The organism is Dysgonomonas termitidis (assembly GCF_054657735.1).
Genome location: NZ_BAAHYD010000001.1, coordinates 42,314 through 58,743, shown reverse-complemented (window position 1 = coordinate 58,743; position 16,430 = coordinate 42,314). Strand labels below are relative to the sequence as shown.

Annotated in this window: 12 protein-coding genes and 2 pseudogenes; 7 read left to right on the top strand and 7 right to left on the bottom strand. The window is 38.7% G+C overall.

What is annotated here, in order from left to right:
* Window positions 1–8: 8 nt before the first annotated feature.
* Window positions 9–935 (bottom strand): ribokinase, encoded by a 927-nt coding sequence (rbsK, locus tag ACYQ3L_RS00265; protein WP_380000935.1) that lies wholly within the window; start codon window positions 933–935, stop codon window positions 9–11.
* Between the two features lie 199 nt (window positions 936–1,134).
* Between rbsK and ACYQ3L_RS00260 the strand changes: the two genes are divergently transcribed.
* The 4 genes and pseudogenes from ACYQ3L_RS00260 (at window position 1,135) to ACYQ3L_RS00245 (ending at window position 6,252) form a co-directional block, all read left to right on the top strand.
* Entirely contained in the window at window positions 1,135–2,667 is a 1,533-nt protein-coding gene (locus ACYQ3L_RS00260) for a BT2802 family ribose utilization protein (RefSeq protein ID WP_380000938.1), read from the top strand.
* A gap of 202 nt (window positions 2,668–2,869) precedes the next feature.
* Entirely contained in the window at window positions 2,870–3,877 is a 1,008-nt protein-coding gene (locus ACYQ3L_RS00255) for a glycoside hydrolase family 18 protein (RefSeq protein ID WP_380000940.1), read from the top strand.
* A gap of 30 nt (window positions 3,878–3,907) precedes the next feature.
* Window positions 3,908–5,125 (top strand): DUF5009 domain-containing protein, encoded by a 1,218-nt coding sequence (locus tag ACYQ3L_RS00250; RefSeq protein ID WP_380000942.1) that lies wholly within the window; start codon window positions 3,908–3,910, stop codon window positions 5,123–5,125.
* A 64-nt stretch (window positions 5,126–5,189) separates the two neighbouring features.
* Window positions 5,190–6,252, top strand: a pseudogene (locus ACYQ3L_RS00245) (acyltransferase family protein).
* A 209-nt stretch (window positions 6,253–6,461) separates the two neighbouring features.
* On the opposite strand, the gene ACYQ3L_RS00240 reads toward ACYQ3L_RS00245, so the two are convergent.
* Window positions 6,462–8,150 carry an ISL3 family transposase gene (locus tag ACYQ3L_RS00240; RefSeq protein ID WP_459952241.1) on the bottom strand — a complete coding sequence of 563 codons (1,689 nt, stop codon included), beginning with the start codon at window positions 8,148–8,150 and terminating at the stop codon, window positions 6,462–6,464.
* 161 nt (window positions 8,151–8,311) lie between these two features.
* Here ACYQ3L_RS00240 and ACYQ3L_RS00235 point away from each other — a divergent pair.
* Window positions 8,312–8,605, top strand: a pseudogene (locus tag ACYQ3L_RS00235) (ROK family protein); the annotation flags it as partial.
* 340 nt (window positions 8,606–8,945) lie between these two features.
* Here ACYQ3L_RS00235 and ACYQ3L_RS00230 read toward each other — a convergent pair.
* Complete coding sequence (locus ACYQ3L_RS00230; protein ID WP_379994150.1) at window positions 8,946–9,107, bottom strand: hypothetical protein; 162 nt, start codon at window positions 9,105–9,107, stop codon at window positions 8,946–8,948.
* Window positions 9,108–9,350: 243 nt separating this feature from the next.
* On the opposite strand from ACYQ3L_RS00230, the gene ACYQ3L_RS00225 reads away from it, so the two are divergent.
* Window positions 9,351–9,596 (top strand): helix-turn-helix domain-containing protein, encoded by a 246-nt coding sequence (locus tag ACYQ3L_RS00225; RefSeq protein ID WP_379994159.1) that lies wholly within the window; start codon window positions 9,351–9,353, stop codon window positions 9,594–9,596.
* Window positions 9,589–9,918 (top strand): helix-turn-helix domain-containing protein, encoded by a 330-nt coding sequence (locus ACYQ3L_RS00220; RefSeq protein ID WP_379994151.1) that lies wholly within the window; start codon window positions 9,589–9,591, stop codon window positions 9,916–9,918. The genes ACYQ3L_RS00225 and ACYQ3L_RS00220 overlap by 8 nt, the downstream gene beginning before the upstream one ends.
* Here the strand turns inward: ACYQ3L_RS00220 and ACYQ3L_RS00215 are convergent.
* From ACYQ3L_RS00215 to ACYQ3L_RS00200, 4 genes are all read right to left on the bottom strand, one after another.
* Window positions 9,905–11,131, bottom strand: a complete 1,227-nt coding sequence (locus ACYQ3L_RS00215; protein ID WP_379994153.1) for a site-specific integrase — start codon at window positions 11,129–11,131, stop codon at window positions 9,905–9,907. The genes ACYQ3L_RS00220 and ACYQ3L_RS00215 overlap by 14 nt on opposite strands.
* Window positions 11,132–11,790: 659 nt before the next feature.
* Complete coding sequence (locus tag ACYQ3L_RS00210; RefSeq protein ID WP_379994154.1) at window positions 11,791–14,721, bottom strand: TOTE conflict system archaeo-eukaryotic primase domain-containing protein; 2,931 nt, start codon at window positions 14,719–14,721, stop codon at window positions 11,791–11,793.
* Window positions 14,722–14,736: 15 nt separating this feature from the next.
* Window positions 14,737–15,558: a nucleotidyl transferase AbiEii/AbiGii toxin family protein gene (locus ACYQ3L_RS00205; protein WP_379994155.1), complete on the bottom strand. Its 822-nt coding sequence runs from the start codon at window positions 15,556–15,558 to the stop codon at window positions 14,737–14,739.
* A complete protein-coding gene (locus tag ACYQ3L_RS00200) occupies window positions 15,555–16,178 on the bottom strand; it encodes a type IV toxin-antitoxin system AbiEi family antitoxin domain-containing protein (RefSeq protein WP_379994156.1) in 624 nt (207 codons plus the stop codon). Before ACYQ3L_RS00200 ends, ACYQ3L_RS00205 begins: the two co-directional genes overlap by 4 nt.
* Between the last annotated feature and the right edge of the window lie 252 nt (window positions 16,179–16,430).

Genomic DNA, 16,430 nt, shown 5'->3' with positions numbered 1-16,430 from the left:
ATAATCAATCAGGTTATGTCTACTTCGTAACGAAATGGGATAGCGCTCTGCGCACCAATACGTGTCACGGCAATTGCTGCCGCAGTATTTGCAAAAGCTACAGATTCCATTAGTGAATACCCTTCAGACAAATAAACACTCAACGCTCCACAGAATACATCTCCTGATCCGGTGGTGTCTACCGTTTCCACATCTTTTGCCAATAACCACCGGCAAGCGTCTCCTTCTTTTACAAAGGCGCCGTTTTTTCCCATTGTTACGACAACATTCCCAACGCCTTTACGGCTAATTATCTGTGCCGCCTTATGGGCGCTCTTTTCGTCTGAGACTTTTATTCCTGTAAGGATTTCAGCTTCCACACGATTGGGAACTATTGCATAAAGTTTTTTTATTAACTTAACACTCAGCGGTCGTGCGGGAGCTGGCTTAAGTATAACCTTTTTTCCCAGGCCATATGCCATATCCACTGCATATTCGACCGTATCTAATGGAATTTCTAATTGAATAAGTATTACATCAGCCTCTTTTATAGAATTAAAAGCTTTATTTATATCTTGTGGAGATAATGACATATTGGCTCCGGCCGCAACAATTATACAGTTTTCTCCGAATGAGTCGATTGAGATCAATGCTACTCCCGATGGATTCTGGTTATCGGTAAATATATACTCGGTTTTTATCATTTCGGATTTATATGTTTCCAGAGCCTGTATGCCAAATAAGTCGTTACCGATTTTCGAGATGAATGTAACATCCGCGCCTAAACGCGCCGCGGCAATTGCCTGATTAGCTCCTTTTCCTCCTGGATTCATTATGAATGTACCTCCCAGAATTGTTTCTCCGGGTATTGGCAATCTTTGTGCTTTCACAGTCATATCAGTATTGGAGCTACCGATGACCACAATCTTTTTCCGCTGATTGTATATTGTGCTCATAGTATTAGTTTTTAGTATGTGCAAGGTAGTATGGATTATTATATCATTTTTTTCTATTTTATACTATATATATAATTTCATTATTTAACAATAAATAAAAATATACTGTAAATAAGAGTATTATATAGTTTATATTTATATTTTTGTATAAATTCAGATAATATAAAAAGTAATAAAATATAAAAAACATATAAATTTTATGAAAAAATTTGATTCATTGACTTATTTAATAAACACACTATCCAAAGCTGAAAAAAAACAATTTGCTATTTCTTCTTCAAAAGGCGAAAGCACTAAGGATTATCTCACACTATATAATTTAATAACCAAATCAGATTCTGTTAATGAAGAGTCTATTGTCAAGGAATTCAGAAAAACAGAAAAAAAGGCCTCTTTTGAGATAGCAGTTCATTACCTCTACGAAAAAATTCTTGACTCGCTTGTATTGTTACGTAAAAAGAAAGATATATATTACTCTTTATTCCAAAAGTTATGCAAGGCTGAATTGTTATATGAACGCTCTATGTTTCGCGAGTGTTTCGATATATTAAATAGTGTCATAGAAAAAGCCAGAGAAAACCAGGTTTATGAAATTCTTCTCATGGCAACAAAGCTGGAGCTGGAATATCTGCTACGTCTCGACTTCCCCAATATATCAGAGAAAGAATTGTCACAAAAACATTATCAGCAAACAGAATCCATTAATCATATCCGCAAAATCACAGAACAAGCCTCTCTTTACAATTTACTTAAACATAGATTGACATACAAAGGAGATGTGCGATCCCGAAAACAAGAACAAAGCCTTAACGATCTGATGATAAGCGAGATGTATATTGCAACATCGTCGGGCAACAAGGAAAGTAATTTTGAAATGACTAAAAAGCATAAATTATTTCAAGCTAATTATTTAATGGGAATAGGAGACTATTCGGCAGCACTACGTTCTTTTCGAGAGTTGTCGGAATTGTTTGAAAACAACACACAATTCTGGGCAAATCCCCCTATATACTATATTTCTGTATTGGAAGGGATTCTGCGAAGCCTACGCACTATGGGGAATTATGAAGAAATGCCATATTTTGCAGAAAAACTCAAGGAATTATCAGACAATTATTCTTTAGAATTTAAGATCAATACTCTCTGTATAGCTTTCCAGTATGAACTGTTTCCTTTTTTTGATAAAGGAGACTATGCTAAATGCAAAGAAGTAATAACATTATACAAAGATGATTTATTTAATAAAGACTCATGGCTAAACCCTATCAGAAAAAGCGAACTATTGCTATATACCACCTTAGTCTATATAGGGCTCGAAGAATATAATAGGGCAAAAAAAACGATTAATTCAATAATACCTGAACATAATATGGAATATCTGCCTATTATGAAAACCATACGCCTTGTTAAATTGATAATATACTATGAGTTGGGTGATCATGATTTTGTCAGACATCAATCCCAATCGATTCGTAGAGGCATATCATTAAAAAAAGAACAGGCATTCCAAACCGAACACCTTATATTATGGTATCTGAACAAAGTAAATCTGCCTGTATTATCCGATGAACGAAAAAAGATGCTGGAAAAATTAGATAAGAAATTCAAAGAATTACATAACGATAAATACGAAAAACAATTACTAAGTATTTTTGACTTCACAATATGGATAGAATCCAAATTATTAAGAAAAAAAATATCTTATATATTAAATGCTAAAAATCAATTGTAATTATTTAACATCAACTAAATAATAAATTATAATAATCTAATAAACAGAAATATATAATAAAACAATCATTCATGTTTATATTTTGTAATTATTAAATATATAATTATTTTCAAAATCTCTTAATATATTTATTACCTAACTTGGTCAAAGATTTAATTAATCTGAGAAAATAGATTTGTACAGATCTAATTTAAAAGAGACTATGAGAAACCATAAGATTTTTTATTATGCCGTAGGTATAATGATATTGTTTACAACATGTAAAAAAGGGACAACAAACAGTAGTAACACGATCATAGTGGCATATGTCACATCCTGGTCAGACATTATGCCTGATCCGACACATTTAACACATATCAACTACGCATTCGGGCATGTGAGCGAAACATTCCGTGAAATACGGGTTGACAATGAAGAGCGATTAAAAGCGATAACCGACTTAAAACAAATTCACCCTCATTTAAAAATTTTCCTATCTATAGGTGGCTGGGGAAGCGGGCATTTTAGCGAGATGGCTGCAGATGATAATCTCCGGGAATTGTTTGCCAAAGATTGTAAACGAGTCGTTGATCAATTCAATCTGGATGGCATTGATATAGACTGGGAGTACCCGACAGACAGTGCTGCGGGAATTTCTGCATCAGAAGCTGATACCGATAATTTCACCTTATTGATGAAGGATATTCGTCAGATAATCGGAGAAGAAAAATTGCTAACCCTGGCCAGTTCTGCTAATGCCAAATATATCAATTTCAAAGAAATAGATCCCTATGTTGACTTCGTAAATATTATGTCATACGATATGGGATCTCCACCTTATCACCATTCCGGATTGTACAAATCTGAAAACACCAGATTTTCGGTTGACGAAGCAGTAAAAGCACATGTAGAAGCAGGTATGCCAATAAATAAATTAGTGATGGGAATACCTTTCTATGGACGTGCAAGTGATACAATAAAGAATGCGAACTATAATAATCTGATAAAATTGACTGGCTTTGATGAAAGATGGGATGATGTTTCTCAGGTTCCCTATCTGGTAGGTAAAAACGGAGAATTTATTTGTGGATTCGATAACTCAAAATCTATTGCTATAAAATGCCAGTATATTAAAGCTCATGGCATGTTAGGCGCAATGTATTGGGAATATAATGGGGATGACGATAATGGAACTCTGCGGAAAGCTTTACACAAAGAGCTGAATAATTAATTGATATCTTAGCTTAAAAACGATAGCACTATGAAAAACAATACGTCCGGCATATTTTCTGTCCGTAATAAATCCATTGATATATTAAGGGCTTTGACCATGTTGTTAATGATATTTGTCAACGATGTCTGGTCTGTAAGTGGTTTACCTGAATGGCTGGGGCATGCTAAGTGGGGGCAGGATATGTTAGGATTGGCCGATGTTGTATTTCCATGTTTCTTATTTGTTGTAGGGATGTCTATTCCATATGCTATCGAATCCAGATTTGCTAAGGGAATAGATGCGACTGACACCATTGCACATATACTAACTCGCTCATTAGCGCTACTGATTATGGGTGTATATATTGTGAACACCGAATCCGGCCTTTCTCCCGAGTCCGGCATGAGTTTCAATTTATACCGTATATTGATGGTTGCCGCATTCTTTCTGATATGGAATGTTTACCCAAAGACAGACAAGCAACATCTCAAATACACCTTTTCGGCATTGAAGATGGCAGGCTTATTATTGCTTCTTTTCCTTGGCATAATATTCCGTGATGCAAACGGAGGCATATTATCCCCTCGCTGGTGGGGAATACTGGGTATCATTGGATGGACATATCTGATCTGTGCATTCGTCTATCTTTTCACACGAGACCGTCTGAGATATCTTATTCCCATCTGGATACTCTTAATCATCATCTGTATATTACAGACTCCGATGAAAGAGGGACAATCGATTCTGAATCTACCAGGGGATAACTTTTTTAATGCGATGCTCAATATATTGCATATAAACAATGGCGCTCTTTCTGCTTTCACAATGGGCGGCATTATCTTATCCCTGATAAGTGCCAGATATAGAGATGTGAAAAAATCACAAAGACTCATATTTGCTTTTATAGTAGCATTTTTATTTATAATTGCTGGATATATAACCAACGAATACTGGATAATATCCAAGCTTGGAGAAACTCCTCCATGGGTATTTTATTGTACCGGGATTGCGATTTTTACTTATTCTATTATTTATTGGCTCGATTCGACCGGAAAAACGACATGGGCTAAAATCATAGAACCGGCCGGCAAAGCAACTCTAACCTGTTATTTGGTACCATACGTTTTATATGCAATACGATTCGTCGAATCTCCTGAATGGTTTAGAAATGGATTCCCAGGATTAATAAATTGTATTCTTTTTTCGTTCTTCACAATAGGTATAACCTATCTGTTGGGGCGTATCCACATAAAGCTTAAGATATAAAACAGGAATCTGACAGAACAAAATCCAATTATGAACCAGAAACCAATCTTCAAGGTTATTATCGCTGGATATTTTACGGGGAATAACCATTGCCGGTATGCTCCTTGTAAACCAATCCGGGAACATGGGGTGATGTATATGCCCCTCTTAACATGCAGAATGGAACGGATTGACCCCGACGAATCTTGTTTTTCCGTTCTTTATGTTTATCATGGGAATATCAACTTATCTCTCTTTGCGTAAAACAGAATTCAAATTTTCATCTGGCACTCAGTTTAAAATCCTTAGACGAATATTTGTAATTTTTTTTATTGGTTTGGCCTTATCTTGGGTCGAGGTATTTATAGGAACATATGACAGCCTGACAAATGAAAGTATAAGCATAGGAAATAAACTGTAGTAATCGATTACAAATTTTGAATATATTCACATCTTAGGCCTCATGCAACGGTTGGCTCTCACCTACTGCGCAGTTTCATTAATTGCTATTATTATAAAGCATAAATATATTCCAGCAATATTTATCTCTTTATTGGCTGGATATTCTGTCGTTATATTAGTTGGCAACGGATATGTCCAGGATGACGCAAGTATACTGGCAATAGTTGATCAGAATATTCTTGGTTCAATTCATATGTATAGTGAATATGGAGTTGATCCCGAAGGCATATTAGTACAATACCTTCTATAGCACATGTTTTGATTGGTTTCTGGATAGGTAGTATACTTATGAATATAAAAGACAACAGGGAGCGAATACTCCAATTGTTTATATATGGGCTATTTTTACTTTTGCGGGATTCCTGTTTAGTTATGTATGTCCGATCAATAAGAAAATATGGTCTCCGAGTTTCGTACTGGCTACATGTGGAATGGGAGCAACCTTATTTTCTCTGTTGATATCGGTAATTGACCTCAATAATAAAAAATGGAGTATATTTTTTGAATCGTTTGGTGCAAATCCGCTTTTTTTATATGTTTTCGGTGCATTTTTAGGAATCCTGATTGATGCAATCAATGTAAATAATACAACCCTCAAATCCTGGATATTTAATGGAATGCTCTCTTTGAACATGAATGTATATTTTACTTCATGCTTATCCTTGAACCATGTTTTTGATTCTTAAGTATGCAGAACAATAGAATTTAATTGATTTTCAATTGATAACGGAGAGAAAAAGAGAAACAGGTAACGATTTAGAAACAACCAAGATACTTCGTTTCGCTTTATTTTCATTAATTCAAATAACTCTTTTGACAAAAATATACAATATTTCATGGATAATCTTGAGTATGCCGGTTCTTCGTCAAATTTGATGCAGTCTTTTATCCGGTTTTAGATAGCCACCTTGCGCCTTAACAGTTCAAATCCGGCCCGTCCGTACATTTCCCTTTTCTTATTTTTGAGTCTGTTCACATTTCCTTCCACCAAGCCATTGGTCCATGGATAACGTATAGCATTACAAATTGCATCCCTGTCCCGGATTATTCCATTGACAAAAGAATTTATATTCTTGATATTGAACTGTTTTATTTCGGTTATCCAAGTATCTAGGGCATCTTCATTATCGCCATTAATAATCTTACGGAAAGACTGGCTAATATACCGTAATTCTTGCAGTAAGCTACTGGATGTAATAATTTCCTGAGCAAACTGGCTTTCACGGTTGCGTTTGCCTGTAGCTTCGCAGACTCCCCATTCGGGATTCGATACATATATAGCCAATTTACGCGCCGATATGGCTCCAAAGCGAATTTTCATTTCGATTTGCGGACTTATAGCCTGTTGTTTAACTTTATACTTGCCGGATTTATAGTCAGGAAAACAATAACGGAACCATTGGTAAAAAGGCGCAACCTTACCACGGAAACCTTTCCGGGAAATAGACCGGAATATATCCTTGACAGTTAACCCTTTGCGGCACCCTCCTTTTATTTCATCCAGATAATCCTCATAATTATTCGTGAATGTTCTGAACCTGGGGTGTAATTCCTGTCTGGCTAAATAATACCGCACCATGTTCCGGTTGATATGTAGGGTCTTTGCAATCTGCCTTTGAGAGAATCCGGATTTACTTAAGCGATGGATCTGTTCGAACAGTTCCTGCCGGCGATGAAGAGATGGTGGCCGAATAAAATCGATATCGGTACCGGTATCCGGCATATCAGAGGGCACATTTATATTTTCCGGATGAATATCCGGCGTTCCCTTTTTATGTTCTTCAGTAAAGGTTTTCTTTATTTCCTGATAGCGCAGGAGTACTTCGTCATAAATAGTATCACTCAGATTTTTTACCAGATGGAACTTATCTGCGATCTGGGAACTTCCGGGCAAAGCATCAGTGATAGCCTTGGCATAACTGCTGGCCCTGTCTCTGGTAACATATTTGACTTGCGGATATCCTGACAGCCATTTAACGACATCGGCATAGTCTCTGGAAGCCAACAAATCGATGGGGTGTCCGGTTTTAGCGTTGACAAGGATAGTACCATAGCTCATGCCTTTACGGCTGGCCCAGTCATCTATTCCCACGACATCAACACCCTCTTGTATGGGAATATTTAACGGGCCGACAATACGCAAACAAGTCGAAGCGCTTACCGGCAAATGAATGGCATCGGTGATATAAGCTCCTTTCCGGGCTGAGATTTCAAGTAGTATTTTTTGAAGATAAACGGTTGTCGCTAATGTTCTTCTGGCGTAAGGTAATGCATAACCGGGATATTGCTCCGAAAATATTTTTTTCTTACACCGGGTATTTTTACAACTAAACCTGCGGACCTGTAATAGAATCCGGATACTATAACCTGATGCAGGCAAATCCATCAGTTTGCGGATATAACGGGAACGTACTGCCTTACTATGTCGCCCGCACGAGGGACAAGTGCCGTGTCCCTTAGTTGAATGAGCGTAAAGATACAACAGGTTTTCTTTAATAATGGACCTTTTTATTTTTACCTGCGCTGTTTCATATAACTTGCATATCCGGATATTACATCTATCCTTATTTACTTTTTTATTCACTATCAAAATATTGATTATCAATATCTTGAAGTTACGAATTATTATTTGGATATACCAATATTTATACATCTATTTAGCTGAAAATGAATAAATTAACTAACACGCCCTCTGTCCTAAAATTATTGCATCAAATTTGACGAAGAACCCACTTCATCAGATTCTCCACCGTGGGCAAAGAAGATGTTTTATCCATCGATCTTGTAGAAGAGACAGGACAGAAACTGGGTGAACAGCTGGCCGGTATAATCAATATCTTTAATCCCGAAATGGTGATTATCGGCGGAACTTTATCTGCGGCCGAAGACTATATCATGCAGCCGATCACGTCTGCTATCCGTAAATATTCCCTTAACCTGGTGAATAAAGATACATCCGTTACGATATCTAAATTGAAAGACAAGGCCGGGGTAATAGGGGCTTGCCTGTTGGCTAGGACCAGATTGTTTGAAATATAGTGAATGTTATCTGAAAGAGAATTTCTCCCTGGCTATTCAGACATCCCTTAGAGGTAGGTTTAACCAATATGAAGCTATCCGTATTTGTAAAAAGGTATAGGCAATTCTTGTTTGTACCTGCCGAGGTTAAAAGCAGTAGTGGCTGGAATGGCATTGATAGCATCGTGTGGCCCTGTCTCTTAATTATTTACTACCAGGAAGGCGCTTCCTTTGCGAATTCCCTAACTCTTCCAGCCGTTCCCTGTTACTTTTAACCGCTTTCCGCTCCATCATGGCTCTTATATCGCCTGCCTTATAATGATGCTTTTTGGCAATGGTGGAGTATTTTATTTCACCTTTTTTACGCAGTGACCTTCAGATAACCGCAAACCTGTGCCTCGTCCATCCATGCGTTGTTGTCGGCAGGAAGCCGTTCCGCAAGCTGTTCGATAAACCCTGCTATCCGGTCGATTTTACGAACCAGTTCGTTCCATTCCTCTGCGTTAACTGTGATTGTTTCCATAAGCTTTTGCATTTATATTGTTTTATCGTTCTCACGCCGTAAAGTTCGGGAATATGGATTTTGGTTATAGCGTACTGCGGGTATGACATATAATGCCGTATGATGACGCTTGCGCTCCCTCCATTGCATTTATAGCTGCAATCCGTATAGCTTTGCCTGCAACAAACCTAAAAAAACAGGAAATTTATGAGTACGATAACTATCGATGAAAAAGCATTCAACGAACTGCTGTTCCGGCTGGAAATGTTCACCTCAAAGGTAAAAGCGCTTTGCGAACGGTTAAGTGAACGGAAATTAAAGAAATGGTACGACAACCAGGATGTATGCCGGATACTGAACATCAGCCCGCGCACCCTGCAAACATTGCGTACAAATGGTACGCTGCCCTATACTCAAATCAACAGGAAAATATTTTACAGGCCGGAAGATGCGGATACCCTTGTCCTCCAATCCGGTTTAACAGGTAAAAAAAGGATAAGCTATGAATGACAAGGCAAATGACAGGATAATTACGAAAGACGACAAGCGGCTGGCTTCCCTTTTCCAAACAATAGATCAACTGTCCGCTTCAATAGAGAATATTGCCCACAACCTCAAGCCGGGACTTGAAGGCGGACAATACCTGACGGATAAAGAGGTTTCCAAATTGCTAAAAATCAGCCGCCGCAGCTTGCAGGATTACCGCACGCAAGGCAAAATCCCCTTTTACCGCATCGGCGAGAAGATACTCTACCGGACGGGGGATATCGGGCGTTTTATGGAGGAACACTACAGGGATAGACGACCGGACAAAGGCTTTACCTGTATTTGAACTGCTCAATTTTCTGTAAAACATCCGACAGGTTTCCCATGTCCCTGCTTACCTTTTCATTCGTTATTTTAGCATACCGCTGTGTGGTCTTTATGTTCCTGTGACCCATCGTCTTGCTGAGCGATTCGATGGGCACGCCGTTGGTCAGGCAGATTTCCGTCGCATAGGTGTGCCGGCTTTGGTGCCAGGTCACCTCCCTGGCTATACCGGCCGCAAGGGCGATTTCCTTTATCCCGGTTTCAAGGGTCGTATAGCAGGGGACCGGAAGCAGCTTATCCCCTTCAGTCAGGCCTTCGTATTTCTTAATGACCTTTTGCGGGATATCCATCAAAAATACATTGGATGAAACGGCGGTCTTTTGCCTGCGGGTGATGATCCACGGATTGCCGTCGAAGAAGACCTGCATATTCTCCCGCGTCAGGTTTTTCATATCCCGGAAGGATAGTCCGGTAAAGACACAGAATAAAAACAGGTCCCGTACCAGCTCGAGCCTTTTCTTGAGCGGAGCGTCCATGATAGCCCTTATTTCGTCCTTATCCAGATAGCCCGCATCCGTTTCCTCTGCCGCAATCTCATAGCCGCTGAACGGGTCATAAGTCAGCCACCGGTTATTAATGGCTATGCTTATCATCCTGCGGAGCGGCATCATATAAAGCCAGATGGTATTGTGCGCCAGCTTCGGGACTGTAGCAAGGTAAAGCTCAAAGTCGGTGATAAAGGCCGGGGCCAGCTCTATCAATGCTATATCCGAACGGTTATACCGCTTTTTAATAAACGCTTCCAGGTGCAGGTAAACATCCTTGTATTTCTGGTATGTTGATTTTGACCGCAGCCCGGCATTCTTCATCTCTTCAAAATCCCTGTTATGCTGCCTGAATACCTGCAACAGAGTTTCGCTACGCAGGTCTATACCGAGAAAGGAATTCTTTACTTTTTCGGCAGTAACATACGAGTCCCGCTCCAATACCTTTTTGTAATGCCTGTCTATCCCTGCCTTGATTTCATCCAGCAGGCTGTTGATTTGCCTGGCATAATCGCTCCGTCCCGCTGCACGGTTGTAGTTCGTTTCCCACAGGCCGGGGCGGATGGAGGCCTTGCAGCTGAACTGCGCAATCATCCCGTCGATGGTAATCCGCGCCATGATGGGGGCTTCGCCGTCCCTGTTCAGGTTGCTCTTCTTCAAATAGAATAATACTTTAAATGTACTTCGCATACAATAACTCAATTAAAGTTTCAAAATTATTTACCATTGAGTTATTTGCCGCTACGCAAAATACGGCTAATGGGCGCTAACAAAACTTTTGATAGCTTTTTACTATTGTTTTTATTACCTTTGCCTGTATAAAGCCAGGATCATTATAAACAACCGTATGTAAGTCAAATGTTTATGTACAACGTTCAGGTATCGTTTATTAAGCCGGAACAGGGGAAATACAGGTAACGGTTTAGTAACTGTACCCTGTCCAAAATGGGTATTTTCCTGGCTTTTTACGGCTTCATCAACCTGTTTTATTTTGATTAAAAACACTGTAAATCAGCTAGCTTGCTTCGATTTACGCAAAGTTGCTTTTGGGTATTGACTTTTGGAAAAAAAGATTAGTAAAAAGCGAAAATAGGCAAAACGATTAAAATCGTTACTATACAATGCTTTATAAAACAGTAGTCTTAGTTTGGAGCTCGGTGTCTGAAAGGTTTTGGGTTTGAAAACACAAGGTTAGGTTACTAATTCGTTACCGATTGATAGGGGGGTATTATATTAATATGTTGTATTACAGTTGCTTGTTCCTATTTTCGATATCCCCTTGTAATTCAACAAAAAGTATTTTGCTGAATGAAACAAATTAGAGTAGGTAAATTATAAGATATGGTAAGCTACTTCAATTTTTCGGTTACAATCTGTAACTCTGCAGCCAACTCTCTTGATTCCAATCGCATAATGGTATCATCCGAATTGCCAAAATCAAAGAGACCAAAACTACCATACCAAACAAGCCGGTTGTCAATAATGATGTACTTTTGGTAAATACTTGAATCTTGTATAACTGTGAATTTAGATTGGAGAAATTCAATACATTTTCGTGCTCGCTCTTGTTCCCGATATGATTCTATTGAGCGAGTGATAATCGTAATTGATATACCTGCTTGTAAAGGTGTTTTTAACCATATGAGTATCGTGCTGAGCTGTTTCTTCCGAATATAGGGGCTTCCGATTAATATTTCTTTTTTCGCTTGAGTAAAATCGTTCGGTATGACTGATTCAAAAGAAACACTATCATAAATCATACTGATTCTATCCGGCTCATTTCTTGAGGCTAAAGCTTTATATCCAATTTGAGAGTACCCGGTAAGACGTTTGTGATACATACATTCTAATACAGGAATATGCATATCCACATAATCATAAACAATTACATCCTGCTTGCCGGGATATTCACGATGCAATCGTCCGGCATATTGTGCCAGTGTCCCTTTCCACGCAATCGGAGAAGCCAGAAACAACGTGTCCAAGCGGGGATAATCAAATCCCTCGCCGATATATTTTCCTGTCGCTATTATAATCAGTTTTTCACTTTGCGAGATAGTAGCTAACAAACCGGCTGTCTTATTTTTGACCTTTACCGAGTCGGAGCCAACAAGAGTAATGATATATGCATCCGTTTGATTCTCTATAATGGAGGCAAGCTGCATCACATGCTCTTTTCGTTGGGTAAGGATAATAGGAGTTCTACCATTTACTACAGCCTCCGTTACGTCTGTCGCAATCTGTTGATTGCGCAGTTCGTCTTCGGCAAGAGCTGTGTATATTTTTGTAATATGCCAATCGGCTTCTGTTTGGTTTAATGGCTTACTGAATCCTGTAAAACGTGGAATAATATAATGTTCAAAATCTCGCTTCCCTGCTTGTTCTTTTGCACTGACACTATATCGTATCGGACCACATAGCATAAAAGTAACCGGATGCTGACCGTCTTGTCGTTTAGGGGTTGCCGTCAAACCATAAACATATTTGGCATTTGTTTCACTTAGTACCTCTTCAAAACTAAGTGAAGATGCATGATGACACTCGTCCACAATGACCATTCCATAATTCTTTACGATTTCATCCACTTCATTGTTATGGATTAAACTCTGAACAAGCGCAATGTCTATAATGCCGGAGGAGGAGTTTTTGCCAGAACCGATTTGTCCGATAATAGAACGGACTTTCTTTCTTCCTCGTTTTTTCTCCGCTTCCGGCAAGGATTCATTTATTTCAAGGAATTGTTCCAATGATTTCTTCCATTGATCGCATAAGGTTTGTAGATGAACTAAAATTAAGGCATTACACTTTTTATCCGCAATGATTGAAGCACCAATAACTGTTTTCCCGAAAGCTGTCGGAACAGATAGTATCCCATTTTCATGTTGGAGTAAAGTTTCTGCGGCTAAATTCTGTTCTTCTCGGAGCGTCCCTTTGAAACTAACATTAATCTGCTTCCCGGTATTTCGCTTGTCATCAAACATATACTCTACATTTGACTCTTCAAGCAAATGAATAAGTGAGGGGCGGCAACCTCGAGGGATTCCAATATATTCATCCGTTTCTTCCAAAGAACAAATAATTCTCGGAATACCATACGTGGACATCCGCATCTTCTGTGTTTTATAAAATACCGGATTTTGGAAAGCTGCCAGTCGCTTAATACGGTTAAGAGCTCGAGGGCTTGCATTCTCCTTCGGAATATACAATCTGTTTGCTTCTACAATGGTCAAAAATTCTGGGAATTCCTTCTTTTCAAGATTATTCTCCGTCTTCCTCCTTTCCCAAGGCTTGAATAATGGTTCTTCTTCTTTTTCTAAACTGCCAAGTTCTCCTAAACCATTACCTTCGCATAATATAGCAAGCAAACCTTCTATTTCTGTCAAATCTATTTTCCGAATGGAAGCTAGGTAAGCCCATTGATCTGGATAGCTTTTGAAATCTTCATCAACAAACTCACTATTTCTTTTTTCACGCGCACCACCTTGTAGCGGCAATGCAATCAGATTGCCAAACCCGCCTTTCGGCATAAAATCCTGATTGGGAAACATCCGGTCATACGAAGAAAAACGGATTTTATGCCTGATTGACATTGCTTTTGTAAGAAGAACATTTCCAAGTCTTCTTGCAATTATTGCCGGAATGGGTTCTTCAAAGAACAGCCAAGCGTGTGCTCCATTCCCTGAGCGGGAACGTTCTATGGCAGTTGGGATATTATGAGTATGACATACCGAACGGAATGTATTTATATCCTCTTCCCATTTTTCTTCATCAAAATCAACAGCAAGGAATAAACAAGTTTCATCCGGAAGTAGAGGGTAAATGCCGGTAATGCCTGCTCCATGCTCATCTTTATTCCGCAAATGACCATTAATAACCTCTTTTGTCAAAGGTAATAAATCCCGATTGGAACAGTCTTTGCATTTAACTCGTGTTCTATCACAAAGACCTCTTATCCATTCGTTTTTACAAGCCGGTATATAATAACTGCTATCATGTTTCTTGCTATAACAACGTTTGGCATAGACATCCGTTCTTCCTCTGAATAGAGATAGAAACAATTCTATTTTCTCATCAGGAGTACTGTACTTGTTAATTGAAGAAGTTGTGTTCTTTTCTATGTCTTCCTGTTTGGGTATATCCGATTTCTGGACTTCCTCCTGAAGAACAGTTTCTTTCTTTGGAAGCCCAAGCATATTCCGAAGCTTTTCATTTTCTGCAAGCAATTCAGTGTTTTGAGTTTGCAGTTCGGCTATTTGCTTTAATAAATCAGATTCAGACATATGAGGGAGGATTTCTTACAAAAACTTAAGCCTGCTGGCTAACTGAAGAAAATAATCATTCGACCAGATATCCAACTCCTTGGGATTCTGAACAAATGGAAGCACATCATGCTTAACCATATTAATGTCGGTAGAAGAAAGCCTTTCTTTTAGCATCGTGGTAAATGATTCCTTATCCATATCCATGCCGTTAAACTCTTTAGTTCTGATTTGCAAATGAGCAAAATTCAACGGGACATTATGCCGAACATACCATTCGAAATCATACCAATCCCGACCTTTCACCCGGGTTTTCCAATTACGGAATAGTAATGCATGCATCTTCCCGGCATACAAATCGGATAACGTAAAGCAGCGGGTCATAAAAGAAAAGGGCATCAAGGATAATTTTTGTTCTGTTGCAAATCCAAGAGGCGGATCAATATCAACCTCTATCTTAATTTTCAAACTTTTCTCAGTCTTGAACTTAACATCATATATTGCCGTATCGTCTTTCAAGAATGCGGATTCTACTTTTGTCTCTTTCTTTTTTTCCTTTCGGGTAATAACAACATCACGCCCGGCTGCTTTGAACTCCTCAATGATGGAGGGAAAATAACTTTCCAAATCAAACGTTTCATCTTTCCCGATAAGAGAGAAATCCATATCTTCACTGAATCGAGGCAGTTCGTGGAAGATTCTCAAGCAAGTGCCACCATAAAAAGCAGCCTTATCAAAGAATCCCCCACGGTATAATCCGGCAAGGGTTACTTCCTGCATTACTTCATGTGTTACGTTTCTCTTTTGCTCGTTGGTCTTTATCTCGTACCTTGAAAGCATTTGTTCAAATATATTCATTGTAATAGCTTCAATAATAATTCTAACACTCCTTTTTTCTTCCCTGTATTTATACATTCCTTGACAATACGCATGTTCATATTCTCTAAAGCAGACATTTCTAATCGTAAATCTTCTTCAAGATAAGCCACGAACGCTTTTTCTGATTGAATGCGTAGTCGTGGCGTTACGCTAATCATATCGCACAATGCTTTTTCCGGGGTAGCTATCAGGAACGTATATTTATTTTCAACTGTCTGTTGCTTAATTCCAATTGAATAGTAATTCTCATTCACCGTTATATATTCAAATCTACCAATCTGATTTTCAAAATATTTGGAGCGATTAGGCGTTATGGAGCGAATCGTATATACTTGTTCGGGAATTAAACCGTAATAATGCAAAGCGCTCTCCATGGAGACATAAGACGGACCATAAATATGATTCGCGACCAGTTCTACAGATAACAGTTGCTTACTTACCTTCGGTGATACAACATATACTCCTCTTTTCAGCCGGATTATCTTTTCAGCCTGTTCCAGATTTGCAATCTTGTTTCGAGGGGAACGATAGTCAGAAAACAGCGAACGCAGGACTGCGTAGTCCACCGGTATAATTCCTAATTGCTCTAATTCTTCCATATAGCCATTTCAATTATGGAACAAATATAGTTGTTTTTGAATGGAAAGTTGAATAAAATAAGAATAATTGTGTAAAAAATACTAAGTTAACGCCACAAGCTTCCAAATCGACGCCACTGGCTGCCACCTGATTGTAAATCCATTGACGGCAAGATTTTTCTTTTTTATTTCGCAGCAAAACAATGAAGCTATCGCTATTGGAATGGCTTTCCTGTAAGCAAAACAGGATACACAAATGCAGAGGAAACCATT

Bases quoted from the DNA above. Each gene is read 5' to 3' on its own strand.
- ACYQ3L_RS00225 (WP_379994159.1), top strand. From the start codon at position 9,351: ATGTTCACCTCAAAGGTAAAAGCGCTTTGCGAACGGTTAAGTGAACGG.
- ACYQ3L_RS00255 (WP_380000940.1), top strand. From the start codon at position 2,870: ATGAGAAACCATAAGATTTTTTATTATGCCGTAGGTATAATGATATTG.
- ACYQ3L_RS00260 (WP_380000938.1), top strand. From the start codon at position 1,135: ATGAAAAAATTTGATTCATTGACTTATTTAATAAACACACTATCCAAA.
- rbsK (WP_380000935.1), bottom strand. From the start codon at position 935: ATGAGCACAATATACAATCAGCGGAAAAAGATTGTGGTCATCGGTAGC.
- ACYQ3L_RS00215 (WP_379994153.1), bottom strand. From the start codon at position 11,131: ATGCGAAGTACATTTAAAGTATTATTCTATTTGAAGAAGAGCAACCTG.
- ACYQ3L_RS00250 (WP_380000942.1), top strand. From the start codon at position 3,908: ATGAAAAACAATACGTCCGGCATATTTTCTGTCCGTAATAAATCCATT.
- ACYQ3L_RS00230 (WP_379994150.1), bottom strand. From the start codon at position 9,107: ATGGAAACAATCACAGTTAACGCAGAGGAATGGAACGAACTGGTTCGT.
- ACYQ3L_RS00200 (WP_379994156.1), bottom strand. From the start codon at position 16,178: ATGGAAGAATTAGAGCAATTAGGAATTATACCGGTGGACTACGCAGTC.
- ACYQ3L_RS00220 (WP_379994151.1), top strand. From the start codon at position 9,589: ATGAATGACAAGGCAAATGACAGGATAATTACGAAAGACGACAAGCGG.
- ACYQ3L_RS00205 (WP_379994155.1), bottom strand. From the start codon at position 15,558: ATGAATATATTTGAACAAATGCTTTCAAGGTACGAGATAAAGACCAAC.
- ACYQ3L_RS00210 (WP_379994154.1), bottom strand. From the start codon at position 14,721: ATGTCTGAATCTGATTTATTAAAGCAAATAGCCGAACTGCAAACTCAA.